This is a genomic window from Ruegeria sp. TM1040 (assembly GCF_000014065.1).
In the GTDB taxonomy this organism is placed as follows: domain Bacteria; phylum Pseudomonadota; class Alphaproteobacteria; order Rhodobacterales; family Rhodobacteraceae; genus Epibacterium.
Genome location: NC_008044.1, coordinates 2212337 through 2234031 on the forward strand (window position 1 = coordinate 2212337; position 21695 = coordinate 2234031).

Below are 21695 nucleotides of genomic sequence, written 5' to 3' on the forward strand. Positions count from 1 at the left end.
CTGATCTCCTTCTTTAATGGCATTGCAAGGTAAATCCGAAAACCGGTTCCCACTTTTCGGCTTACAATCGCGTCTGCCATTGCACCGTCAGCGTCCACCTGCTCCAGAAAACCTGCAACAAACGAAGGGCGTTGTCCTCTTGGATTTGGATCAGATGATCCTCGACCTTGACAGGCATCCCCTCACGGGGGCCACCAACACCAATGAAGCCGCGCTTCTACAGGAACGCGGGAGGGTGTCAAGCGCGAAGCTCAGGCTTTGGCCCAAATACCGGGGAATTCCCTCGCAGGGGCGTTGCCCCTCTTGGCCTGCGGCCAATTCACCCCAGGATATTTTGGGTTAGAAGAAGCCACATGCAGAGGAACTTCTTCTAACGCCAAATATCCCGGAGCGCGAGGCAGAGCCTCGCACATAAGCAAACCTGTGCGCCACAGGCGCCCCATTAGGCTGCGCTATGTCTGAGAATCGCAGCCTCAGAGGCTGACAGATTGCGCCGCGCAAATGCCCCGTAGCTTGCGGGGTCATGCTCAATCGCAGGCAATCTGCGCAACAGGCGCTTGCGATCCTTATCATCAAGCGCGGAAAGGGCTGCATGGGCGGGGTGGAAGCTCTCGGTCTCGACGCCATTGGCCCAGATCACTTGGTGCTGTTCCAGCAGCAGGTGGACATAAGTCACCTCGCGCACGGTGGTGTCCACATCAATGGTATGCCCGTTGATGAGATCCCGCGCCGCCACCAACACCTCGGATTCGTTAAACAGCGCCCGTGCCGCCGCACCACGCACAAGCATCCGATGCTCTGGCGAGACCAGCAATTCGCGCTCCGGGCGGTCAATGCCCAGGGCTCCGGCGCGGATGCGGACCGGACGCAGCGCGGGCATCACAAAGAGACGCGCACCGCTCATTCGGCGCGCCCCGATCCATTGCACGACCTGGGCGCCGTTGTCGCGGGTCTGAACCCGGTCGCCTTCGCGCAGGCTTTCGACGGGCTTTGGCCCTTCGGGGGTGGCAATGCGCGTGCCCGGGGTGAAACAGATTACCCCCGGGTTCTGTGGAGCTTGGTCCGCGCCCATGTAGCCAAGCGCGTGATGGACCACCCAGAGATCCGTGTTGCGCGGCGGAATGTCATCGACAAACATCAAGAGTGGCGGACGTCCACGCCCCGCCTCGATCACCGTCACGGTGTAGCTCTGCACGCCGTTGGTGACAATGAAACTGCTGTCGGACACAGGATCGTCAATCTCGATCGCATGAACATCGCTGCGATTCTGCACGGCAGCGCCCACAAGGCGTCTTACCGTGCGCGCTGCACGGCGTCGGAGGTCCTGTTCTCCATCTGCCATATCCAGACGCAGCAGCTCTGAGGGTCCATCCACGCGCAGGGCGTCGCCATGCCATGACCACGCGGCTCCCACGTCGAGTGCCGCAACAGGTGCAGCATCGAGCCCATCAATTTCCGTTTGCGTCCAAGAGATGACAAACGTGCCTCGAAAGCCCGTCTTCATCCGCTCTAGCCTGCCTCAGTTGAGTTGATCTCAATCCTTAACGAAGCGTTAACAAATCAGACCCCTGGGCGAAAGTCTTAATGTCTGACCAGAGGGTCCTTTTCACACGCGCACCGTGGCGAAAAAATCACTTTAAAAGGTCCAGCGCAGACGCAGAGAGCCAACCAGTTGCCCTTCGGGCTGGCTGGAGAACTCTTTGCCCAGATAGGTAATCCCGTAAAAGAAGTCGCGCCCATCGCCTTGCCAATGCAGCCCCGCGCGCAGGCGATCGCGGCGTCCGGTCAGATCATAGCCCCGTCCCTCGGGCAGGTAGACGGATTGCGCCACATGCGCCACATCTGCCCCAAGCGTGAAGCTGATGCCGCGCGTTTCATACATGGTTCTATAGCGTTGTCCGGTGACAGGGTCGCGCACCATGAGCTCGCCGATGCCGGCCGACCCGAAGGTCCAATCCGCGCCAATGCGCACCAAGGTCTCATCCCCTGCCCGCGCTTCGACAAAGGGGCGAAGGTGACTGCGCGGGCCAAGAGAAATGGTTCTGCCAACCTCGGCCACCAGGGTCGGGCGAATGGTATTGGAGACCTGCGCCGCTCGTACCGCGTCGGATGGGCGCGTGGTATTGGCGAGGTCGTGCAGCGCATCCTGAAAGTCATCGAGTCCTGTTTGCGGGCCGATGAATACGAGATCCCCACCGAGCGAGAGCTCCAGCGTGCCGCGCTGCATATGGGTATGCACCCCGAGCGACAACGCCCCAGCCCAGGGTCGCTCTCCGGCTGCCGGAGAGCGCAGGTTATCTGGCGCCAGAATCTGACCGAGGAAACGCAGTTCCAGAAGTTCGCCGAACCCCGCAGGAGCCTGACCGTCCCACCCGAAGCCATAGATCCGCGACGACGCCACCGAACCGGTGCGCCAGCGGTCCTTTCCATCCCCGATCAGATCATTGTCGATCAGGTGACCATAGCCAATGCGATGACGTTTCAAAGGTTCTGCTCGGACCGGATCGGCTGCAAATGCAGCGCCCGTCGCAGAAAGCGCAATCGCGGCGCACAGAGCCAGCGCAAGAGATCGGATCATGGGTGTACCTGCTGGAGGAGAGGGTCTTTGGTTGGTTACATCTGATTAACCATCCTCGCAGCACCCCACTAGTGCAGCCGCGCCACAGATGCGCGCAAAGCCCGACTCCGCTGCCTTGGAATAGCCCTGTTTTGGGCGTGTTTTGAACGCCTTATGCGGCTCTGCCGGCGCAGTTCAGGACTCGTCCACAGGCTCTACCACCGGCCCGCCAGCAGAGCGCCAGCCGGAAAAACCATCGCTGATATGCGCGGCCTCGAACCCCATATCCTGCAAGAGCGCAACCGAGAGCGCCGAGCGCCAGCCAGAGGCGCAATGGAAGATAAACCGCTTCTCCTCGGCAAAGATCTCTTTGAAATAGGGGCTGTCGGGATCGACCCAGAACTCCAGCATGCCTCTTGGACAGTGAAAGCTACCAGGGATGAATCCCATGCGTTGACGCTCACGCACATCGCGCAGATCGACAAACACCACATCGGGCGCATCATGCAGCGCAATGGCGGCGGCGGCGTCGATCTCTGCAATGCGGGCGCGGGCGGCGGCAACCATCTGTGCCGATGAGGTCTTGAGCTGAGCCATGAAGGCCTCCTGAACCGTTTGACCTCAACACTCTAGGAGGCGCGGGGCGGCAAGACCACCCCGCCTGCGCCACGCCGTGCGCTCTGCTGTTCACAGCGATTGACAGCTGCCCTGCCCTGCCCCAGTGTCGCCTCGACGCCGGGCCGACTGCGCCCATTCGGCAGACCCCCAAAACACTCGAGGAGCCCAGCGTGCGCGCAGACACATCCCTGTCCCAATCCAACGCCGAGCCAATCTCTTTGTGGGACCATTCGTCCGAGGAGCCCGCCTACGCAAATCCAAACGCCCGTGAAAGCCGCGTTGACGTGGCGATCGTCGGAGGTGGCTACACGGGTCTTTCGACCGCGCTCCATGGCGCGCTCAAGGGGCTGTCCTGTCATGTGCTGGAAGCCGCAGAAATCGGTCACGGAGGCTCCGGGCGCAATGTCGGGTTGGTCAATGCCGGGCTCTGGCTGCCGCCACAGCAAGTGGAACACCTCTTGGGCAAGACGCACGGCGGCGCCCTTGTGCGCACGCTGGGCGAGATGCCAGACTATGTTTTCTCGCTGATCGAGCACCATCAGATCCGCTGCGAGGCAACTCGCGCGGGCACGATCCACGCGGCCCACGCCGCCTCGGGCCTGCGCGATCTCGAAGCGCGCGCCGCAGGCTGGCAGGCACTTGGCGCTCCGGTGCGGCTGCTGTCGGCCGAAGAAACCGCCGAGAAGACCGGCACCGTCAAATTTCACGGGGGCCTCCTGGATGCCCGCGCGGGTACCATCAATCCGATGGGGTATGTGCGCGGATTGGCCCGCGCCGCACGGGCCGCCGGGGCCGAGATCTCCACGCAGACCAAGGTACTGTCGCTGCAGAAAGACGGTGCGGACTGGAAAGTGGAGACCGATCGCGGCGTGATTACCGCTGGACGCGTGGTCCTTGCCACTAATGCCTACAGCGCGGACCTCTGGCCGAAACTGGCGCAGAGCTTTACCCCAATCCATTTCTTCCAACTTGCCACGGCCCCCTTGGGCGCTGAGGCCAGCGCGATCCTCCCCGATGGTCAGGGCCTTTGGGACACCGGCAAGATCATGTTCTCTCTGCGCCGCGATCGTGCGGGGCGGCTGATCATCGGCTCCATGGGGTCGGTCGTGGGCGGCACCGCAGGGCTCTCGCGCCGGTGGGCGGAACGCAAGTTGCGTCGCCTGTTTCCGGATCTTGGTAGGCTTGACTTTGAGGATGCGTGGCACGGGCAGATCGCCTTCACTCCGGACCATCTGTTTCGCATCCACCGCCTCGACGAAGGGCTTTATGCACCGGTGGGCTATAATGGGCGTGGCATAACAACCGGGACACTGTTTGGCCGGGCGTTGGCGGATCTTTTTGCCGGCGCACCCGAAGAGAGCCTGCCGCTGCCGATCTCTGACCTTGTGCCGGACAGGGGGCGCGCTGTGAAAACACAGCTCTATCGGAGCGCGTTTCTCGCCAAACAGGCGGCAGAGAGCATTCTCTGACACCAGGCGGGGCGCACGTAAGACGCGCGCTGACCTGAAACTCCGGGGCGCATCAGGTCGCAGCGTCCTCCCACACGGCATCAAGCGTGGCGTTGATCTCGGCGGCCGCGGTTTGCAGTGCCTCAAGATGCAGGCGAGCGAATTCTTCGACAGGTTTGTAGGGCCTGAGCCAGAGCACCGACAGACCGCCCACCACGCGCCCACGGGCCTTGATGGCGACGGCGATGGCGCGCAAATCGGTGTCCCAATCCGGATCGCTCATCGGCGCAGAGAGGCGCTCCGCATAGCCCACTTGGCGCACCTGTTCGATCCGCGCCATCAGCCCCGCGAGGTCCAGCCCAAAACGCACCGGACCCCACTGAAGATCGGGCTTGAAGGCCTCGTAGATGGTAGCGATTTCAGCATCTTTCATCTCTGCCAGACAGGCGAGCCCAGTGGCCGAGCCAAAATGGCTGACACGCTGGTTGATCTGGCCGCGCTCGACGTGAAAGGTGCTGGCGTGGCGGGTATTGTCGATGATCCGCATCGCACGCGTTTCGCGGATATGGATGTCGGACGGCCAGCCAATCTCCTTGGTCAACGCAAGCGCCCGCGGGATCGCCGCCTCTGAGATATGCAGCATCCCCTTTGGCATGACCTCGCCCGAAATATCTGGAAATACAACCAAGGTCCGATAGAGCTTGTCTGCAAGGGAACGGCGCACAATCTTGCGCGCAATCAAGGTCTGCAAAAGACGGCGCAGCGTGCTCTTGGGCAGGCCTGTCGCCCGGTGCAGATCCGCAAGCGACATCGCTCCCTCGCGCGCGAGGGTTTCCAGAATTTCGATACCACGATCCAGAGAGCGATTTTCTTTCAGCATATCTCGTCATGCCACCCAGCGGCATGTTTTGCCAAAGGGTTTTTGTGCCTCCCGACCTAACCTATCGTCGTTTTGGCACTCGGAACAAGGCATGCGCTATGAATATTCTCTTTATCATGTTCGACCAGCTCCGGTTCGACTACCTGAGCTGCGCGGGCCACCCGCATCTCAAGACGCCTCATATCGACCGGCTGGCCGAGCGCGGCGTGCGGTTCACTAACGCTTATGTGCAATCCCCGATCTGCGGCGCCGCACGGATGAGCTGCTATACCGGGCGCTATGTGTCCAGCCACGGGGCGCAATGGAACAACTCGCCCTTGCGGGTGGGCGAATGGACCATGGGGGATCACCTGCGCATGGCGGGCATGGGCTGCTGGCTCATTGGCAAGACCCATATGAATGCCGACAGCGAGGGCATGGCCCGCCTCGGCCTCAGCCCCGACAGCGTGATTGGCGCACGCCAGGCCGAATGCGGCTTTGACGTCTGGATCCGCGACGATGGCCTCTGGGCCGAGGGGCCGGACGGGTTTTATGACCAAAAACGCAGCCCCTATAATGAATACCTTAAATCAAAAGGTTACGCGGGCCACAACCCCTGGCACGACTTCGCCAATGCGGGTCTTGAGGGCGAAGAAATGGCGTCCGGCTGGTTCATGGCCAATGCGCAGAAGGCCGCGAATATTGCCGAGGAAGACAGCGAAACCCCGTGGCTCACCACCAAGACCATCGAGTTCATTGAACAGGCCGAGGGGCCATGGTGCGCGCATGTGAGCTATATCAAGCCGCATTGGCCCTATATCGTGCCCGCGCCCTATCACGACATGTACGGACCGGAGCATGTGCTGCCCGCCGTCAAAGACCCCGCGGAGCGCGAAGACCCGCACCCCGTTTACGGTGCCTTCATGGGCAATGCCATCGGTCAGGCCTTCTCGCGCGAGGAAGTCCGACAGGCCGCCATCCCCGCCTATATGGGCCTCATCAAGCAATGCGACGACCAGATGGGGCGGCTGTTTGAGTACCTTGAGGACACCGGCCGGATGGATGACACGATGATCGTGATCACCTCTGACCACGGCGACTATCTGGGCGATCACTGGTTGGGCGAGAAGGATCTCTTTCACGAACCCTCCGTCAAAGTGCCGATGATCATCTATGATCCCCGCCCCGACGCCGACGCCACCCGAGGCACCACCTGCGACGCGCTGGTGGAAAACATCGACCTGCTGCCCACTTTCGTGGAGGCCGCAGGCGGCGAGGTCGCAGATCACATTCTGGAGGGGCGCGCGCTTACACCATGGCTGCATGGTCAGACACCCGAGGTGTGGCGGGACTACGCAATCAGCGAATACGACTATTCCGGCACGCCGATGAGTGTGAAGCTTGGCAGCGCCCCCCGCGATGCGCGGCTGTTTATGGTGACGGACACACGCTGGAAATTCATGCACGCCGAGGGCGGCCTGCCGCCAATGCTATTTGATCTGGAAAACGACCCGCAGGAATTTCACGACCTTGGCCGCAGCCCAGACCACACCGAGGTGATCGATATGATGTATGCGCGCCTCGGTCAGTGGGGGCGGCGCATGTCGCAACGCATCACCCGCTCGGACGCGCAGATCATTGCGGGGCGCGGCGCTTCACGCGGCAAAGGCATTTTGCTTGGGGTCTATGAACCTGAGGACGTCCCCGCTGAGTTAACCGTAAAATATCGCGGCAAACCGCCGACCTGAGACAGAATGCGCCCGGTTCTGAGCCGGGCGCTCACAGTTTCAACCCAGCTCAGATACGTCGCCGCAACCATGTCCCGCGCCTCTCAGGAGGATCGTGACGTAGCGTAAATCGACCTGCCCCCGGCGGCCGCACCGCAGCGCGAAACGCGGACATCCCTCCCCGCGCGCAGTGCATTGCAAAGGCCCGGAATAGCACGGGTAAATCCTCTTGACGCCGCGCCGTGCAGGAGGTGCCTAAAATCTAGTCAGTTTCTCGATTTCCCCGCCGATCACGGCGTTGCAGCCGTGTTATGATACGCATGCCCTTTAAAAATTCCCTTTTTCTTATATGCTTTTGGTTGAGAACTTCGATCTGAGAGCAACCATGGAACAACCAACAAGCTTTGATGAGATGTGGGGAACAAGTGGGTCTCTTAGGGAGCCCTATCGTGAATTTCACGATTGGTTTGGCAGTGAGGATCCGGCCCGCCTGCGCAAGAAACAGCGGGACGCGGACAAGCTGTTTCGGCTGACCGGGATCACCTTTAACGTCTACGGAAAGGCCGAGGCCGAAGAGCGTCTCATCCCTTTTGACATCATCCCCCGCATCATTTCAGGCAGCGAATGGGCGCGCCTGTCACGCGGGATTGAGCAGCGCGTGCGCGCGATCAATGCCTTCCTCTATGACATTTACCATAAGCAGGAAATCGTGAAGGCGGGGCGGATCCCCAAAGAGATGATCAGCCGCAATGACGCCTTCCTGCCCCATATGATCGGGGTGGAGCCGCCGGGTGGGGTCTACACGCATATTGTCGGCATCGATCTGGTGCGCACCGGCCCGGGCGAGTTTTACGTTCTGGAAGACAACGCCCGCACCCCCTCTGGCGTGAGCTACATGCTCGAAAACCGTGAAACCATGCTGCAGATGTTCCCGGAGCTTTTCAGTCAGAACCGGGTGCAGCCGGTGTCAAATTACCCGACCGATCTGCGCCGGTCTCTAGCGGCAAGCGCACCGCAGAGTTGCACCGGCAAACCCGTGGTCGCCGTGCTGACCCCGGGCATCTACAACTCCGCCTATTTCGAACATGCGTTTCTGGCCGACAAAATGGGCGTCGAGCTTGTCGAGGGGCAGGATCTCAGGGTGATCGACGGGCGCGTCGCCATGCGCACGACCCGAGGCTACAAACCCATCGATGTGCTTTATCGCCGGGTGGATGACGAATTTCTCGACCCGCTGAACTTCAATCCCGAGAGCGCGCTGGGCGTGCCGGGGATCATGGATGTCTACCGCGCAGGCAACATCACGATCGCCAATGCGCCCGGCACCGGCATCGCCGATGACAAGGCGATCTACAGCTACATGCCGGAGATCGTCGAATTCTACACTGGCGAGCGCCCCCTGCTGCAGAATGTGCAGACCTGGCGCTGCTCGGAGCCTGATGCGCTGGCCTATGTGCTCGACAATCTCGAGGATCTGGTGGTCAAGGAAGTGCATGGATCCGGCGGCTATGGGATGCTGATCGGGCCGACTGCCAGCAAGAAGGATCTTGCCGCCTTCCGTCGCAAGCTCAAGGCGCGGCCGGGCAACTATATCGCGCAACCGACCTTGGCGCTCTCGACCGTGCCGATCTTTTCGCGCGCGGGGCTGAGCCCGCGGCATGTCGATCTCAGACCCTTTGTCCTGTGCAGCCCCAACAAGGTGCATATCACCCCCGGTGGTCTCACCCGGGTTGCGCTCAAGAAAGGGTCGCTCGTGGTCAACTCCTCGCAGGGAGGTGGCACGAAGGATACATGGGTGCTGGAGGACTGACGCAATGCTGGGAAAAACCGCAAATGGTCTGTTCTGGATGTCGCGATACCTTGAACGGGCAGAAAACACCGCACGCCTGATCGAAACAGGTCAGCGCATCGCGCTCACACGGCTCGGAAGCGCCGAGGATGAGTGGGTTTCCATCCTGCAATCGGCCGGGTCACTGGGCGGCTTTCGAGAGGCCTATGACACCCATGGCCAGGATGCGGCAGTGGACTGGATGCTGCGTGGCAAGGACAACCCCTCCTCCATCATGTCGTCGATTGCGTCCGCCCGCCAGAATGCACGGCTGGTGCGTGCGGCGATCACGGGAGAGGTCTGGGAAGCGATCAATGCCACTTACATGACCGCAAGCGACCTGCTCGCACGCAAAGTGAGCGCACGCGACCTGCCGGATGTTCTGGCGTCGATCCGCCAGCACACCGCACTGATGCGCGGCATGGTCCATGGCACGATGCTGCGCAATGACATCTACGATTTTCTGCGCATCGGCACCTTCCTTGAGCGGGCCGACAACACGGCACGCATCCTCGATGTGAAATATTACGTGCTGCTGCCCTCCGTGAGCGCCGTGGGCAGTTCCATCGACAATGTGCAATGGGAGAGCATCCTGCGCTCGGTCTCTGCGCGCGGCGGCTTTCGCATGGAATACGGCGCCGATGGCGGACCGCAGGAAATCGCGCATTTCCTGATTTTCGACAAGCGCATGCCACGCAGCCTTGCGTTTTGCGTCAGCAAAATCAAAGACAACCTGCGCTATCTCAATGCAGGACAGCCGACCCCCTCGCCATCCCAAGAGCTCGTGACCCATTTGGAGAACACCTACCTGTCTCATGGGATCGAAGAGGTCTTTGACTACGGCCTGCACGAATTCATCGAGAAGATGCTCGAACTCCTCCTGGAACTCGCACATCAAATCCAACTCGACTATCGCTTCTATGAGTAAGCCATGCGCCTGACCATTCATCACACAACCCGCTATCGCTTTGACGAACCGGTCTCCTTTGGCCTGCAACAGCTTCGTAAAACGCCAAAAACCAACACCAACCAACAGGTTGTGGAATGGCAAACCCGTATTATCGGGGGCCAGAAGGAGGTTTCCTTTGACGACCACCACCACAATGTGACGGAACTTATCAGCTTTGAGCCCGGCGTGACGGAGCTGGAGCTGGTCTCAGAGGGCGTGGTCGAACTGACCGACACTCACGGCGTGGTGGGGCGTCACCGAGGCCCTTCGCCCCTGTGGCTCTATGCCCGGCCCACTGTGCTGACAGAGGCACGCGCGGGGGTGCGAGAGCTGATCCGCGATCTCGACGACAGCAACCCTGTCGACATGCTGCACCAGCTGTCCGCCCGCATTCGCGAGGCCATCACCTATCAGATCGGCGTCTCGGAGCTTGGCTGGAGCGCGGAAGACGCGATCCAGTCAGCGCATGGCGTCTGTCAGGATCATGCCCATGTCTTTATCGCCTGCGCGCGCAAGCTTGGCCTGCCGGCACGCTATGTCTCGGGTTACCTCATGCTCGACGATCGCACCACTCAGGATGCCATGCACGCCTGGGCGGAGGCTCATGTCGAGGGACTCGGATGGGTCGGCTTTGACGTCTCCAACGGCATCTCACCCGATGCGCGCTACGTGCGTGTTGCAACAGGGCTGGACTATTCTGATGCGGCCCCTGTATCTGGAACGCGAATTGGAGGCGCGGGCGAAGCGCTCGACGTTCAGATCGAAGTGGCGCAACAGTGAGGCCTAGATGACATATTGTGTGGGAATGATGCTCGATGCCGGGCTGGTTTTCATGTCCGACACCCGCACAAATGCAGGGCTAGACAATATCTCAACCTTCAAGAAGATGACCTCCTGGGAGGCCCCCGGCGAGCGGGCCATCACCCTGCTGTCCTCGGGCAACCTTGCCACCACGCAGGCCGTTGTGAGCCTTCTGGAGGAACGCCCTCACGCGCACGGCGAACGCGACCCGTCGATCCTTGGCGTGCCCTCGATGTTCCAGGCCGCTCGGTTGGTGGCGGATACGCTGCGCGAGGTGATCGCACAGCATGATGCTGCGGGACAACAGGCCGACAGCGCCTTTGGGGCCACGTTGATTCTGGGTGGTCAGATCAAAGGCGGGCCGCCACGCCTCTTCATGATCTACCCCGAGGGCAATTTTATCGAGGCCAGCGCGGATACGCCTTTCTTTCAGATCGGCGAAACAAAATACGGCCGCCCGATTCTGGTCCGGGCGTATGATCCGAAAATGTCCTTTGAAGCCGCGATCAAGCTGCTCCTCGTGAGCTTTGACTCCACCGTCAAAGCCAACCTGTCGGTGGGAGCACCGTTTGATTTTCACTTCTATCGCAAGGACTCGCTCCAGCTCGACACCACGGGGCGTATCGATGCGGACAATCCCTATCTGCAGCTGATCTCTCAGGGCTGGGGCGATGCGCTGAAAAACGCGCTCGAGAGCCTGCCAGACTTCGCGCTCGAGTGATCTGCCCGCCTGCACCCCTATTGGTGTGGGCCAAGTATCCGCATACATGCGGCAGAAACGCTGGTCACACAGAAACGCAGGCACATCAAGCCAGCCTGCATGGATGCGCTCTGATGGACCGTGCAGGCCCGGAGCTCAAGTTGCAGGCCGGGCCTTAGACCGAGGCCGGAATCCGAAGCGCCGCGATCAAGGCCTGCATATCCTCGGGCAGCGGCGCTTCAAAGCGCATCATCTCGCCGCTCACCGGGTGCTCAAAGCCCAGAACGGCCGCGTGCAATGCCTGTCGTTGAAAGCTGTTGATTGCCGCAAGCCCGGCCGCGCTCAGCGCCTTGGGAGAGATCTTGCGCTTGCCGCCATAGGTGGGATCCCCCAAGAGCCCATGGCCCGCATGCGCCATATGCACCCGGATCTGATGCGTGCGTCCGGTTTCAAGCCAGCACTCGACCAAAGAAGCAGCCGCGGGCGCACCAAAGGCCTCGATGATCCGGGCGCGAGTGACCGCGTGGCGCCCGCCCTCAAACAACACCGCCTGACGCTGGCGGTCGGTTTTATGGCGTGCAAGCTGCGTGGTGATCTTGAGGATGTTGCCCGGCTCGAAGCTGGTACCGCGCACCCCGCGCAGACGGGGATCATTGCCGTCGGGCACCCCATAGCAAACCGCCTGATAATAGCGTTCCACCGTGTGACGTTCGAACTGCGCCGCCAGACCCTGATGCGCGGCATCCGACTTTGCCACCACCAAGAGACCCGAGGTCTCCTTGTCGATCCGATGCACGATGCCGGGACGTTTGACGCCCCCCACCCCGGACAGATCCGCGCCGCAGTGATGCAGAAGCGCATTGACCAGCGTCCCGGAAGGGCTGCCCGGCGCGGGATGCACCACCATGCCGGCGGGTTTGTTGATGACGATGAGGTCGGCGTCCTCGTGGATCACATCAAGCGGAATGTCCTCGGGGCCGATATGACTGTCCTCGGCCTCCTCGACGGTGATGACGATCAGGGCGCCCTCGGCAACGCGGGACTTGGCATCATTGGCGCGGGCGCCATCCACAAAGACACCTCCGCTTTCGATCAGACGCGCCAGACGGGTGCGCGACAGGTTCGCTTCCTCTGGCACATCGCGCGCAATCGCTTTATCAAGCCGCTTGGGCGGGTTGTCCGCGATCACAAATTCAATGCGGCGGCTGGCCATGACACATCCTTCCGAACCTGAAGACATTACCGAACCGACGCAGCTGCGTTTCCTGCGCCGTCTCGTGACCACGTTGACCGTGATCATGGTGGGCGGGGTTCTAGTGGTTATTGCGTTGCTTGTCATCCGTTTGTCGGATGATACCCACGCACCGCAAGTGCCGGCAGATATTTCCTTGCCCGAGGGCGCCACCGCGCGTGCCGTGACCTTTGGCAGCGGCTGGCTGGCGGTGGTAACGACAGAAGATCAGATCCTGATCCTCGACAGTGAAACCGGCGCCCTGCGCCAGCAAATTCAGATCGACTAGGCCTCGCCCAAGCGACCAAACCCGACAGCTTTGCCGCCAGCGCGGCAAAGCATTGATCCCGCACCAATCGGCAAGATGCCTGAATGTCGCACGCGAAGGTTTTTAGCAATCTGGGGAGGGTGGTACCACCTCCTGGTCTCGAACCAGGGACCTCTTGATCCACAATCAAGCGCTCTAACCAACTGAGCTAAGGCGGCACTGAGGGCGATTTACATCACAGAAAATCGGAGTGCAAGAGCCCATGTCACAAGTTTTTTGCACTTTTTTGCGCGGCGGCAAATTCTTGTGGATTTCTCCAAGCACCACTTGGCGGTCACGCAGGCACTACTTCGATGGAGCCCGGAGGATCCCTGTTCTGCGCTGCAAAACACCTGCGCCAGCGGGATGGTGATTCCCTTGTTTTGGGCCGTGTCGCGCTCTGGATTTATGCTGCTGCGCTCAAATGCACCGATGAGGCGGACATCTTGCATTTTAGAGGGTTGCAGGCTAGCACGTTGGCTCACCGCGACCCGAAGGAGCTCGACATGGGGATCAACACCGAACGTGACATTGAGGCGAACATGCAGATCGGCCCTACTGATGTCGGGATGGTCCGCATCTTTATCGAAGCCGATGGGCTAGAGATCCCGATGGACTTCGATCCCGAAGAAGCCGAGGAAATCGCTGACGAAATCCGCGCAGCCGCGCAGGCCGCCCGCGCCGTCAGCTCCTGATCCCTCGCACACAGCCGACGAGATCGCCGGGCCTTGCGCCCGGCTTTTCTGTGTCACGGTAACCGCCTTCTTGCCGCGCCCATCTCACTCTTGCCCATAAAGTTACCGCAAGCACCGGCGCGATCACGCGCGCGGCTAAGCTATGCTGCAAAATCAATAGCATTTTAGGGGCTCCGTTTACGGAGGTTAGGACCGTGTTAACCTGTCCCTCCAAATGATTAACGGACGTCAAGTGTTTGCTTGGAGCGTAAGTGATGTACCATTTTACAACCCCGCCGTTGGGACCAGTCGTGATCTTACCGAGCGCCATCGCCACCGCGAATGGCCCCCAAGCTGCCGCCGTCTCCATTTCTGACAGTGAGAGCCTGACCACAAATCAGTTGCACAATCAGCTGTCCGAGGCCCGTCGCGCTCGTGACAAGATGATCGAGCAAGTCAGTCGGCCACCGGAGCCCGGCTGGAAATCCGCGATGCATCAGATCTCGGATACCGTCGACCACATGGAGAAAGTCCTCGATCTCCTGCGTTCTCATGTTTCCGCCTTGCCTGCGTCCCCGGCGACAGGGTCAGATCCGCTTGCGGTCTACCCCTCCGGCGTCGCAATGCAGCAGTCTGGCAGGACGCCAGACAGTCCACCGTCGGTGGCAGAAGCCCCGGCGGCCCCAACCGCTGCGTCCGATCCGGCAGCCCCCCCCGCAGCTGGCCCTCAGGACCCCAATGTAAGCGCTCAGGCGCTGGCCTCCTCGCAGCCGCGGGTGATCTACGTGATGAATGACGGCGTTGTCATCATCGGCCTCCCCCAAACCGAAGCGGACGCCACCACCGGGACCGCTGAGGCGGCCTCCCCCGCCTCGCGCGACAACAGCACTGATGCGGCAGGACGTGCCGATCCTCTGCAGCCCCCGCAATCAGGAGCACCCATGACCGCCAATACCGTGATCAGCCTGCCCCTCACCGAAGACCAGAAACGTGCCAGCGCTGATCTGATCGCGCTGGCTAAAAAGGCCTACGCCTATCAGGCTCAGCCTCGGGATGCACAAGCGGCAGAGCTGATTTCTGACGAGAATGTGGGCCTCACCGGTGCACTGTCCGAGTCGCCTGAACTCAGCGCCCCTGACCGGCCGGAGCGGGCTCCGGTGCCGCGCATCCTGACGGCGGAGCTGGCGCAACCTGATGCCGGGTCGCAGCGCCCTGCGGCCAATGATGATCCGCTGATTGCCGCCGCAGCACCGTATGCCCGCGACCCGCAGCGCGAGGCGGCACAGGCCCAGGAAGAGCAGCAGATCCTCGCGCTACAGCTGGATGGCCATCACGACATCATCTATATTGTGCCTCCGGCGCAGGCGGCGATTGATCTGACGGCCTGATCCCGCGCGCATTCTACAGGCCTGGGCGCCGGTGCGGTCTGGCCGATATATACCCGCAAGGCGCAGCGCAGCGAGTCTCGCCTCAGCTGTCGCAGTCCTCCTCTGACACAGCAAAGGCAAAGGCCTCACGTCCGGGGCGTGGATCACGCAGCCGTTGCAGGCGACGGGCCGCATCCATGGCGAACTTCTGTGTCATTTTCTTGCGGCGCGCTGGCGCCACTTTCTGCTCAGGCCCCATGCGTACCACCTCTGCGTCATAAGCATCCGCGAGGATCAAACCGGTGCCTTCGGGCAGAAGCTCGGTGGGAAACTCCACATCCACCGCCCAGAAATACCGGTCGCACCACTCAAGGTAGCCCTGCCATTTGCCATCGCTTTGAAAATCGGCGCGGCTGGATTTGCATTCGATGACCCAGAGCTCCCCCTTGGGACCCAAGGCCATCACATCGACCCGCAAACCGCGCTGCGGAACAAATTCTTCAAGCGCCGCAAACCCCATGGATCGGAGGTAGCGACTGACGCCACGGGCAAGACGCTGCCCCGGCTGCATGAGCGCCAAAGTCGCCGCATCTGCATCCATATCGCCTGTTCCGACCTCTCCCTGATCCGCCTCTTCGGCTGGGCGCCCCTCCGCCTCAGACCGATCTGGGGCTTGGGTGTCGAAACCTTCGGTGATTTTGTGTTGCTCTGTCATGATCCAAAAGTGAACAATTAGTGAACAAGAATCAAGCACAACATCTGCGCCCGCCCCCTTGTGCACAAGCGCGCTGCGCACTACCTATGGCGCAGGCGGGTTCTCCCCTTCTCGTGACAGGCAGCATTCCAGTGGCCTTAAGTAATTCCGAGGGAGCTGGCTCTGTCCGGATCCTGGTCCGTTTACCTGGCGCCCACCTGTACATACAGGTCCTCGGGAATCAACGCCGCACGGTTGACTGGTGGTTCCCGCCGCTTCTCCCCCCAAGATACTCAAAAGCCGCGCAAACTGGGCGCGGCCTTTTGGTGTCGGGTGATGACGACGCCAGACAGTGCTGGCTATCAGCGAAGGGTCCGGCGCTGCGGCTTGGAGGCTTTGGCCGGGATCGGCACGGGCTGCATCTCGGGGCCGACCCATGTGCCCCCGCGCGGAGTATCATCGCGCTCCGCCATCGCCATGATCTTAAAGCCAAACTGCACACCGCCAAAAACCACTGCGTTGGAAATCCACAGCGCCAGAACGGCGATCACGCCCGAATCCGAGCCAAAGACCAGCGCGCCGAGATTGGCAATGTTGAACCACAGCAGGATCGCAACAAAGAGAGCGGCCAGCACCAGCCCCCAAAGGGCGCTTTTGATGTAGAGCTTGATCAGTTCAGGCATGGCATCCTCCTCAGGTGTGTCACACCATCAAGGTAGAATGCCTCAGCATCTCTTTCCAGAACGCATAAGATAGTGCGACGATTTTGCACGTATGCTGCGTATAATCTGAACCATTGCGCAGGCATCCGCTTGCCAAAGCAGGAGCAAACCCGTGAACGCAGAGCTCAAGGAAAGGCACAGGGACGCGACAGATATGAAGATCACCCGCCGCATCGGCCGTTTTCTGGTCAACCAGCCGCATCTGATCAACTGGGGCATCGGCGCCGCGATTGTTGCCCTGCCCGTGGTGGTCTGGATGGACCTGATGGCGATCACCGATCAATCGCTGCGCCGCCAGGGACAGGCTCTGGACGCGGTCTTGGACACCGTGCGCAGCTATTATGCCCGCAATGTGATTGGCCGCTTGAATCCGGACGGGTCGACCTTTGCCACCCACGACTATCACGACCGTGACGGGGCCATCCCGATCCCCGCGACCATGGCGATCGAGCTCGGCGATCAGATCGGCACCCATGGTCTGAACGTGCAGTACCGATTTGCCTCGGACTATCCCTTTCATGGCCGCGAGACGACAGAGCTGACCTGGGCGGAGGATCACGCGCTGAGCCGGTTTCGCGAGGGGGTGGACGATCACTACCTGTTCTACCGGGGCGAAGAATCCGGGCTGCTGACACATGCAGTAACGATGATCACTCCTGTGGTGATGGAAGAGGCCTGCGTTGCCTGCCACAACAACCACTCCGACAGCCCCAAAACCGATTGGGCGGTTGGCGACATTCGCGGCGTGCAGTCCTACAGCATTGTGCAGCCGGTGGCGGTGAGCCTGTTCTCCTTTAGCCACCTGCTGGCCTATATGGTGGTCGCTGGCGGCTTTGGTGCGTTTTTTGCACTGCATCAACTGCGACTGGCACAGCGGTTTCGCAAGATAAGCGAGGAGCTGTCCTCCAACAATGAATTCCTCGCCGGGATCTCGATGAAGATCTCGCGCTACCTGTCGCCGCAGGTCTATCGGTCGATCTTCTCCGGCGAAAAGGACGCCTCGATCTCCACCGAACGCAAAAAACTGACGGTGTTCTTTTCCGACATCAAGGATTTCACCCAGACGGCAGAGACCTTGCAGCCGGAGGAGCTGACGGCGCTTCTGAACGAGTATTTCACCGAGATGTCCGCCATCGCGGCCAAACATGGGGCGACCATCGACAAGTTCATCGGCGATGCCATCGTGGCCTTCTTTGGTGATCCTGAAACGCTGGGCACTGCTGAGGACGCGCGGGCTTGCGTGCGGATGGCGCTGGAGATGCAGGAGCGTTTGAGAGAGCTGGAAAAAGAATGGCGCGCGCGTGGCATCGACAGGCCTTTCCGGGCGCGCATCGGTATCAACACGGGCTATTGCAACGTCGGCAACTTCGGTTCGGAAGAACGGATGGATTACACCATCATCGGCGCGGAGGCCAATCTGGCCGCCCGCCTGGAGGCGGCAGCGGAACCGGGAGGCATCGTGATGAGCCATGAGACTTATGCCCATGTGCGCGACTTCGTGGCTGCCACCCCCATGCCGCCGATGCAGTTCAAGGGCATCACGCGCGACGTGCATCCCTATGCCATCGCGCCGGGGCAATCGGGCAACCTGCCACCCACCGAGACCAGCATGGACGGCAAAAGCCTAACCGTGCATTTGGAGCGGCTCGACGACACCACGCGCGCGCAGCTGGAGGCGATCCTCGGCAAGCCGCTGAAAGGCTGACCGATCCGCCCTGTCCAGACTGACCCTATCCGCAAACCCAAATGCAAAACGGCGCCCCCGCATGGGAGGCGCCGTTTCTGTTTTCCGTGATCTGAGGGCCTCAGCGGCCCTCACTTAGGTCGCCTTTCGCTCGCTCATCAGGCCGCGCAGGATTGCATAGCACATCACCAACAGCACAACCGTGAACGGCAGGCCCGTAGAGATCACCATGGACTGCAACGATTGCAGGCCGCCGGCGCTCAGGAGGAGAACGATCGCAACCGCACCTTCAAAGACGCACCAGAAGGCCCGCTGCGGTACCGGCGCATCTACCTTGCCGCCAGCGGTGATGGTGTCGATCACCAGCGACCCCGAGTCCGAGGAGGTCACGAAGAACACGATCACCAGCACGATGCCGACCAGCGAGGTGATCCCGGCAAGCGGCATCACATCCAGCATCTTGAAGAGCTTCAGCTCCAGCGCCGCATCCTGCGCTACGGTGTAGCCATCAGAGAGAACCTGATGGATCGCAGTGCCGCCGAATACGCTCATCCAAAGGACGCAGACCATCGACGGGATCAACAGCACGCAGATGATGAATTCACGCACGGTCCGGCCACGGCTGACGCGGGCGATGAACATGCCCACGAACGGCGACCAGGAAATCCACCACGCCCAGTAGAACGACGTCCAGCCCTGCATGAAGTTGACATCCTCACGTCCGACCGGGTTCGAGAGCGCCGGGAGATACTGGAAATAGGCCATCAGCGAGTCCCAGAACAGCGACAGCAGGAACACTGTCGGCCCCACCAGCAGCACAAAGACCAGCAGCACAAAGGCCAGACCCATATTGATCTCCGACAGGATCTTCACACCGCCATCAAGGCCGCGCAGCACAGAAACCAGTGCGATTGCGGTGATGGCCGAGATCAGGATGACCTCAGTGGTGGACCCGATCGAGATGCCAAACAGCTCATTGAGGCCCGCATTGGCTTGCGTTGCGCCAAATCCGAGCGAAGTTGCCAGGCCAAAGAGGGTCGCAAAGACAGCAAGGATGTCGATCACATGGCCAACCCAACCCCAGACGGCATCGCCAAAAATCGGATAGAAAGCAGACCGGATCGTGAGCGGCAGGCCCTTGTTGTAGCTGAACAAGGCCAGCGCAAGCGCCACAACGGCATAGATCGCCCAAGGGTGAAGCCCCCAGTGAAAGATCGTCGCCGCCATCCCGAGGCGCACGGCCTCGGCTTCATTACCACCTGCGGCCCCAAGTGGTGCCCAGTCGGTACGCACGCCGCCCTCGGATGCGGTGCCCCCGATGGAAGAGGCAAAATGGCTCAGAGGTTCGGAAACCCCATAGAACATCAAACCGATGCCCATACCGGCTGCAAACAGCATCGCAAACCAGCCAATGTAGCTATAGTCGGGTTCTGCCTCCGTGCCGCCGAGCCTCACATTGCCAAAGGGCGTCACGATCAGGAACAGGCAGAAGATCACAAAGATATTTGCGGCACCGAGGAAGAACCAGTCAAAGCCCTTGGTCACTGCGCTAAAGAGCCAGGAGAACACGTTGCCGGCCTGCTCGGGCAGTGCGAGCGTGTAGAACACGAAGGCCACAACCGCGATCCCGGAGATGGCAAACACCGGGTTGTGGATGTCAAAGCCAAAGGGGCCAACGGACCCCTCGACGTTGTCCTGCCCGATTTCATAATCCGTATCAATGATATGTGCTGCGCCGTCCGGGCTTGGGATGCCGTCGGGCGTTTCCGTCGTTTGGTCGGTCATAACTACCGCCTTTCGTTTCGGAGTTTCAGTTCTGTTATTCGTTAATCACGCACCAAGAGCACCGATGCGGCGCTATGGGCGGCAACATGCGCCCCGTGACCGGCCCAGATGTAGTCTGAGATATTCGGCACATGGGTCGCCATCACCACCAGATCTGCCTTGAGATCCGAAATCGCGCGTTCCAGCGCCTTGTTGAGATCAACGGCGGGATCATGGCTCATAATGGCATGGGCGCTGGCGGTGATCCCGTGTTGTGCGGCCTGGCTTTGGGCAAACTGCTCCAGCTTGGAGGCATATTCCTCCGGGCTGCGCGCCACCGCCCCCGGATTGGCCGAGGCCACCCCCACATAGCACACGTCGGCGGAATGCGTTTTTGCCATAGCAGCCGCCACATCCAAGGCTCTCTGCAAGGCGGCTTCATGTGCCAGATCCACTGGCACGACTATTTTTTGAAACATGTCCCCTCCTGTTTCTTGCGGCCCCGATGGGGCCTATTCGTTTCCGGGTAGGACAGCCGCTGCACATTTCACAGGCAGGTCTGTCCAGTACTCTTAAGCTGACACCTTTTCACGATTGACGCAAATTTTCCGGGAAAACCCGAAGATTGCGTCAGATGAGGCCTATGAACTGGTCCCAGATCTTCAGGTTTCAACAAAAAAAGGCGCAGGACTTATCGTCATACGCCTCTTTACTGCTGTTTTGCGCTCTATCTCAGAAGGCTTCGGGCTTTGCCTCACGTGCCATGTGATCCAGCACCGCATTGACAAAGCTCGCCTCGCGCCCTTCCGGGAAGAAGGCGCGCGCAATATCAACGTATTCGTTGATCACCACTTTGACCGGCGTATCACTCTCGACAAATTCCGCTCCGGCAGCGCGAAACAACGCCCGCAGGGTTGGGTCGATCCGCGCGATCGGCCATTTCGCCACAAGGGCACGGTCGGTCATCTGGTCGATCTTGGCCTGATGGTTCACCGCATCATTGACCAGCTGGCGAAACAGCTTGGTATCGCCTTCGGCATATTCGTCACCCTCATAGGTCGCGCCAAAGCGATGGTCTTCGAATTCCACGATCACCTTGTTGGTGCTCTGATCGCTCTGCTCCATCTGAAACAGCGCCTGCACCGCATAAAGACGCGCGGCAGAGCGCGCCTGCGTCTTGTTCTTTCCCGGTTTCGGGGCGTCTTTGGAGGTCATGAGCGAGGGATCCGTTGTTGAAATCAGGCGAGCCGGTACGAGTCGGAGGCAGGTTTAAACCCAACTCCCTTGGTCTGGGCGCCCCACTTACGCGCGAGCGCGATCAGATGCAAGGCCGCAGCTGCCGCGCCGCCGCCCTTGTTTTGATCCTCAGGGTCCGCGCGCACTTCGGCCTGTTTTCGGTTTTCTACCGTCAGAATACCGTTGCCGATGCAAAGCCCCTGTAGCCCAAGCAGTTGGATCGCGCGCGAACTGTCATTGCAGACCGTATCGTAATGGGTTGTTTCGCCCCGGATCACGCAGCCCAGCGCAACATAGCCGTCAAAGTTCGAGGCCCGATCCGAGATCCCGATCGCAGTGGGGATTTCCAGCGCACCCGGGACCTCAACAACCTCATAGGTTCCGCCGACGGCTTCGATTTCGGCCACGGCACCGGCAACCATATTATCAGCGATGTCCTTGTAATAGGGCGAGACCACGATGAGCAGCTTTACCGGCTTGTCAAACTCAGGGCGCGGCAGGATGTAGTGGCTTTCTTGTCCGGCCATGG

At 60.7% G+C, this 21695-nt stretch carries 21 protein-coding genes and 1 tRNA gene; 10 read left to right on the plus strand and 12 right to left on the minus strand.

Features of this window, described 5'->3' with window-relative positions; translation table 11 throughout:
* Positions 1-442: 442 nt before the first annotated feature.
* The 3 genes from TM1040_RS14950 to TM1040_RS14960 form a co-directional block, all read right to left on the minus strand.
* Positions 443-1504 (minus strand): Hint domain-containing protein, encoded by a 1062-nt coding sequence (locus TM1040_RS14950; protein ID WP_011539432.1) that lies wholly within the window; start codon positions 1502-1504, stop codon positions 443-445.
* A gap of 132 nt (positions 1505-1636) precedes the next feature.
* On the minus strand, positions 1637-2578 hold the full coding sequence (locus TM1040_RS14955; RefSeq protein ID WP_011539433.1) for a lipid A-modifier LpxR family protein: 942 nt from the start codon (positions 2576-2578) through the stop codon (positions 1637-1639).
* A gap of 174 nt (positions 2579-2752) precedes the next feature.
* Positions 2753-3154 carry a rhodanese-like domain-containing protein gene (locus TM1040_RS14960; protein ID WP_011539434.1) on the minus strand — a complete coding sequence of 134 codons (402 nt, stop codon included), beginning with the start codon at positions 3152-3154 and terminating at the stop codon, positions 2753-2755.
* A 191-nt stretch (positions 3155-3345) separates the two neighbouring features.
* Between TM1040_RS14960 and TM1040_RS14965 the strand changes: the two genes are divergently transcribed.
* A complete protein-coding gene (locus TM1040_RS14965; protein ID WP_011539435.1) occupies positions 3346-4644 on the plus strand; it encodes an NAD(P)/FAD-dependent oxidoreductase in 1299 nt (432 codons plus the stop codon).
* A gap of 52 nt (positions 4645-4696) precedes the next feature.
* On the opposite strand, the gene TM1040_RS14970 is transcribed toward TM1040_RS14965, so the two are convergent.
* Positions 4697-5503 (minus strand): helix-turn-helix domain-containing protein, encoded by an 807-nt coding sequence (locus TM1040_RS14970; protein ID WP_011539436.1) that lies wholly within the window; start codon positions 5501-5503, stop codon positions 4697-4699.
* Between the two features lie 98 nt (positions 5504-5601).
* Between TM1040_RS14970 and TM1040_RS14975 the strand changes: the two genes are divergently transcribed.
* The 5 genes from TM1040_RS14975 (at position 5602) to TM1040_RS14995 (ending at position 11508) form a co-directional block, all read left to right on the plus strand.
* Positions 5602-7230, plus strand: a complete 1629-nt coding sequence (locus TM1040_RS14975; RefSeq protein ID WP_044026844.1) for a sulfatase-like hydrolase/transferase — start codon at positions 5602-5604, stop codon at positions 7228-7230.
* Positions 7231-7594: 364 nt separating this feature from the next.
* On the plus strand, positions 7595-9019 hold the full coding sequence (locus tag TM1040_RS14980) for a circularly permuted type 2 ATP-grasp protein (protein WP_044026845.1): 1425 nt from the start codon (positions 7595-7597) through the stop codon (positions 9017-9019).
* 4 nt (positions 9020-9023) lie between these two features.
* Entirely contained in the window at positions 9024-9965 is a 942-nt protein-coding gene (locus tag TM1040_RS14985; RefSeq protein ID WP_011539439.1) for an alpha-E domain-containing protein, read from the plus strand.
* Positions 9966-9968: 3 nt separating this feature from the next.
* Entirely contained in the window at positions 9969-10766 is a 798-nt protein-coding gene (locus tag TM1040_RS14990; RefSeq protein ID WP_011539440.1) for a transglutaminase family protein, read from the plus strand.
* A 7-nt stretch (positions 10767-10773) separates the two neighbouring features.
* Positions 10774-11508, plus strand: coding sequence for a proteasome-type protease (locus TM1040_RS14995; protein ID WP_011539441.1), 735 nt, complete (start codon positions 10774-10776; stop codon positions 11506-11508).
* A gap of 154 nt (positions 11509-11662) precedes the next feature.
* On the opposite strand, the gene TM1040_RS15000 is transcribed toward TM1040_RS14995, so the two are convergent.
* Positions 11663-12700 (minus strand): RluA family pseudouridine synthase, encoded by a 1038-nt coding sequence (locus tag TM1040_RS15000; RefSeq protein WP_044026849.1) that lies wholly within the window; start codon positions 12698-12700, stop codon positions 11663-11665.
* On the opposite strand from TM1040_RS15000, the gene TM1040_RS15005 reads away from it, so the two are divergent.
* Positions 12699-13007, plus strand: a complete 309-nt coding sequence (locus TM1040_RS15005) for a DUF6476 family protein (protein ID WP_011539443.1) — start codon at positions 12699-12701, stop codon at positions 13005-13007. The two genes, TM1040_RS15000 and TM1040_RS15005, sit on opposite strands and share 2 nt — an antisense overlap.
* Positions 13008-13127: 120 nt before the next feature.
* Here the strand turns inward: TM1040_RS15005 and TM1040_RS15010 are convergent.
* Positions 13128-13204, minus strand: a tRNA-His gene (locus TM1040_RS15010).
* Positions 13205-13531: 327 nt separating this feature from the next.
* Here TM1040_RS15010 and TM1040_RS15015 point away from each other — a divergent pair.
* Complete coding sequence (locus tag TM1040_RS15015; RefSeq protein WP_044027235.1) at positions 13532-13720, plus strand: DUF6324 family protein; 189 nt, start codon at positions 13532-13534, stop codon at positions 13718-13720.
* Positions 13721-13974: 254 nt separating this feature from the next.
* The gene (locus TM1040_RS15020; RefSeq protein ID WP_011539445.1) at positions 13975-15087 is read left to right on the plus strand and encodes a hypothetical protein; all 1113 of its coding nucleotides are present in this window, start codon (positions 13975-13977) and stop codon (positions 15085-15087) included.
* Positions 15088-15169: 82 nt separating this feature from the next.
* Here TM1040_RS15020 and TM1040_RS15025 read toward each other — a convergent pair whose 3' ends face one another.
* A complete protein-coding gene (locus TM1040_RS15025; protein WP_011539446.1) occupies positions 15170-15637 on the minus strand; it encodes an MmcB family DNA repair protein in 468 nt (155 codons plus the stop codon).
* Positions 15638-16122: 485 nt separating this feature from the next.
* Entirely contained in the window at positions 16123-16443 is a 321-nt protein-coding gene (locus TM1040_RS15030) for a hypothetical protein (RefSeq protein WP_011539447.1), read from the minus strand.
* A 193-nt stretch (positions 16444-16636) separates the two neighbouring features.
* On the opposite strand from TM1040_RS15030, the gene TM1040_RS15035 reads away from it, so the two are divergent.
* The gene (locus TM1040_RS15035) at positions 16637-18187 is read left to right on the plus strand and encodes an adenylate/guanylate cyclase domain-containing protein (protein WP_011539448.1); all 1551 of its coding nucleotides are present in this window, start codon (positions 16637-16639) and stop codon (positions 18185-18187) included.
* A 114-nt stretch (positions 18188-18301) separates the two neighbouring features.
* Here the strand turns inward: TM1040_RS15035 and TM1040_RS15040 are convergent, their stop codons facing one another.
* The 4 genes from TM1040_RS15040 to TM1040_RS15055 form a co-directional block, all read right to left on the minus strand.
* Positions 18302-19951: a BCCT family transporter gene (locus TM1040_RS15040; RefSeq protein WP_011539449.1), complete on the minus strand. Its 1650-nt coding sequence runs from the start codon at positions 19949-19951 to the stop codon at positions 18302-18304.
* 41 nt (positions 19952-19992) lie between these two features.
* A complete protein-coding gene (locus tag TM1040_RS15045; protein WP_011539450.1) occupies positions 19993-20409 on the minus strand; it encodes a universal stress protein in 417 nt (138 codons plus the stop codon).
* Positions 20410-20662: 253 nt separating this feature from the next.
* On the minus strand, positions 20663-21145 hold the full coding sequence (gene nusB, locus TM1040_RS15050; RefSeq protein ID WP_011539451.1) for a transcription antitermination factor NusB: 483 nt from the start codon (positions 21143-21145) through the stop codon (positions 20663-20665).
* A 23-nt stretch (positions 21146-21168) separates the two neighbouring features.
* The gene (locus TM1040_RS15055; protein ID WP_011539452.1) at positions 21169-21693 is read right to left on the minus strand and encodes a 6,7-dimethyl-8-ribityllumazine synthase; all 525 of its coding nucleotides are present in this window, start codon (positions 21691-21693) and stop codon (positions 21169-21171) included.
* Positions 21694-21695: the final 2 nt, after the last annotated feature.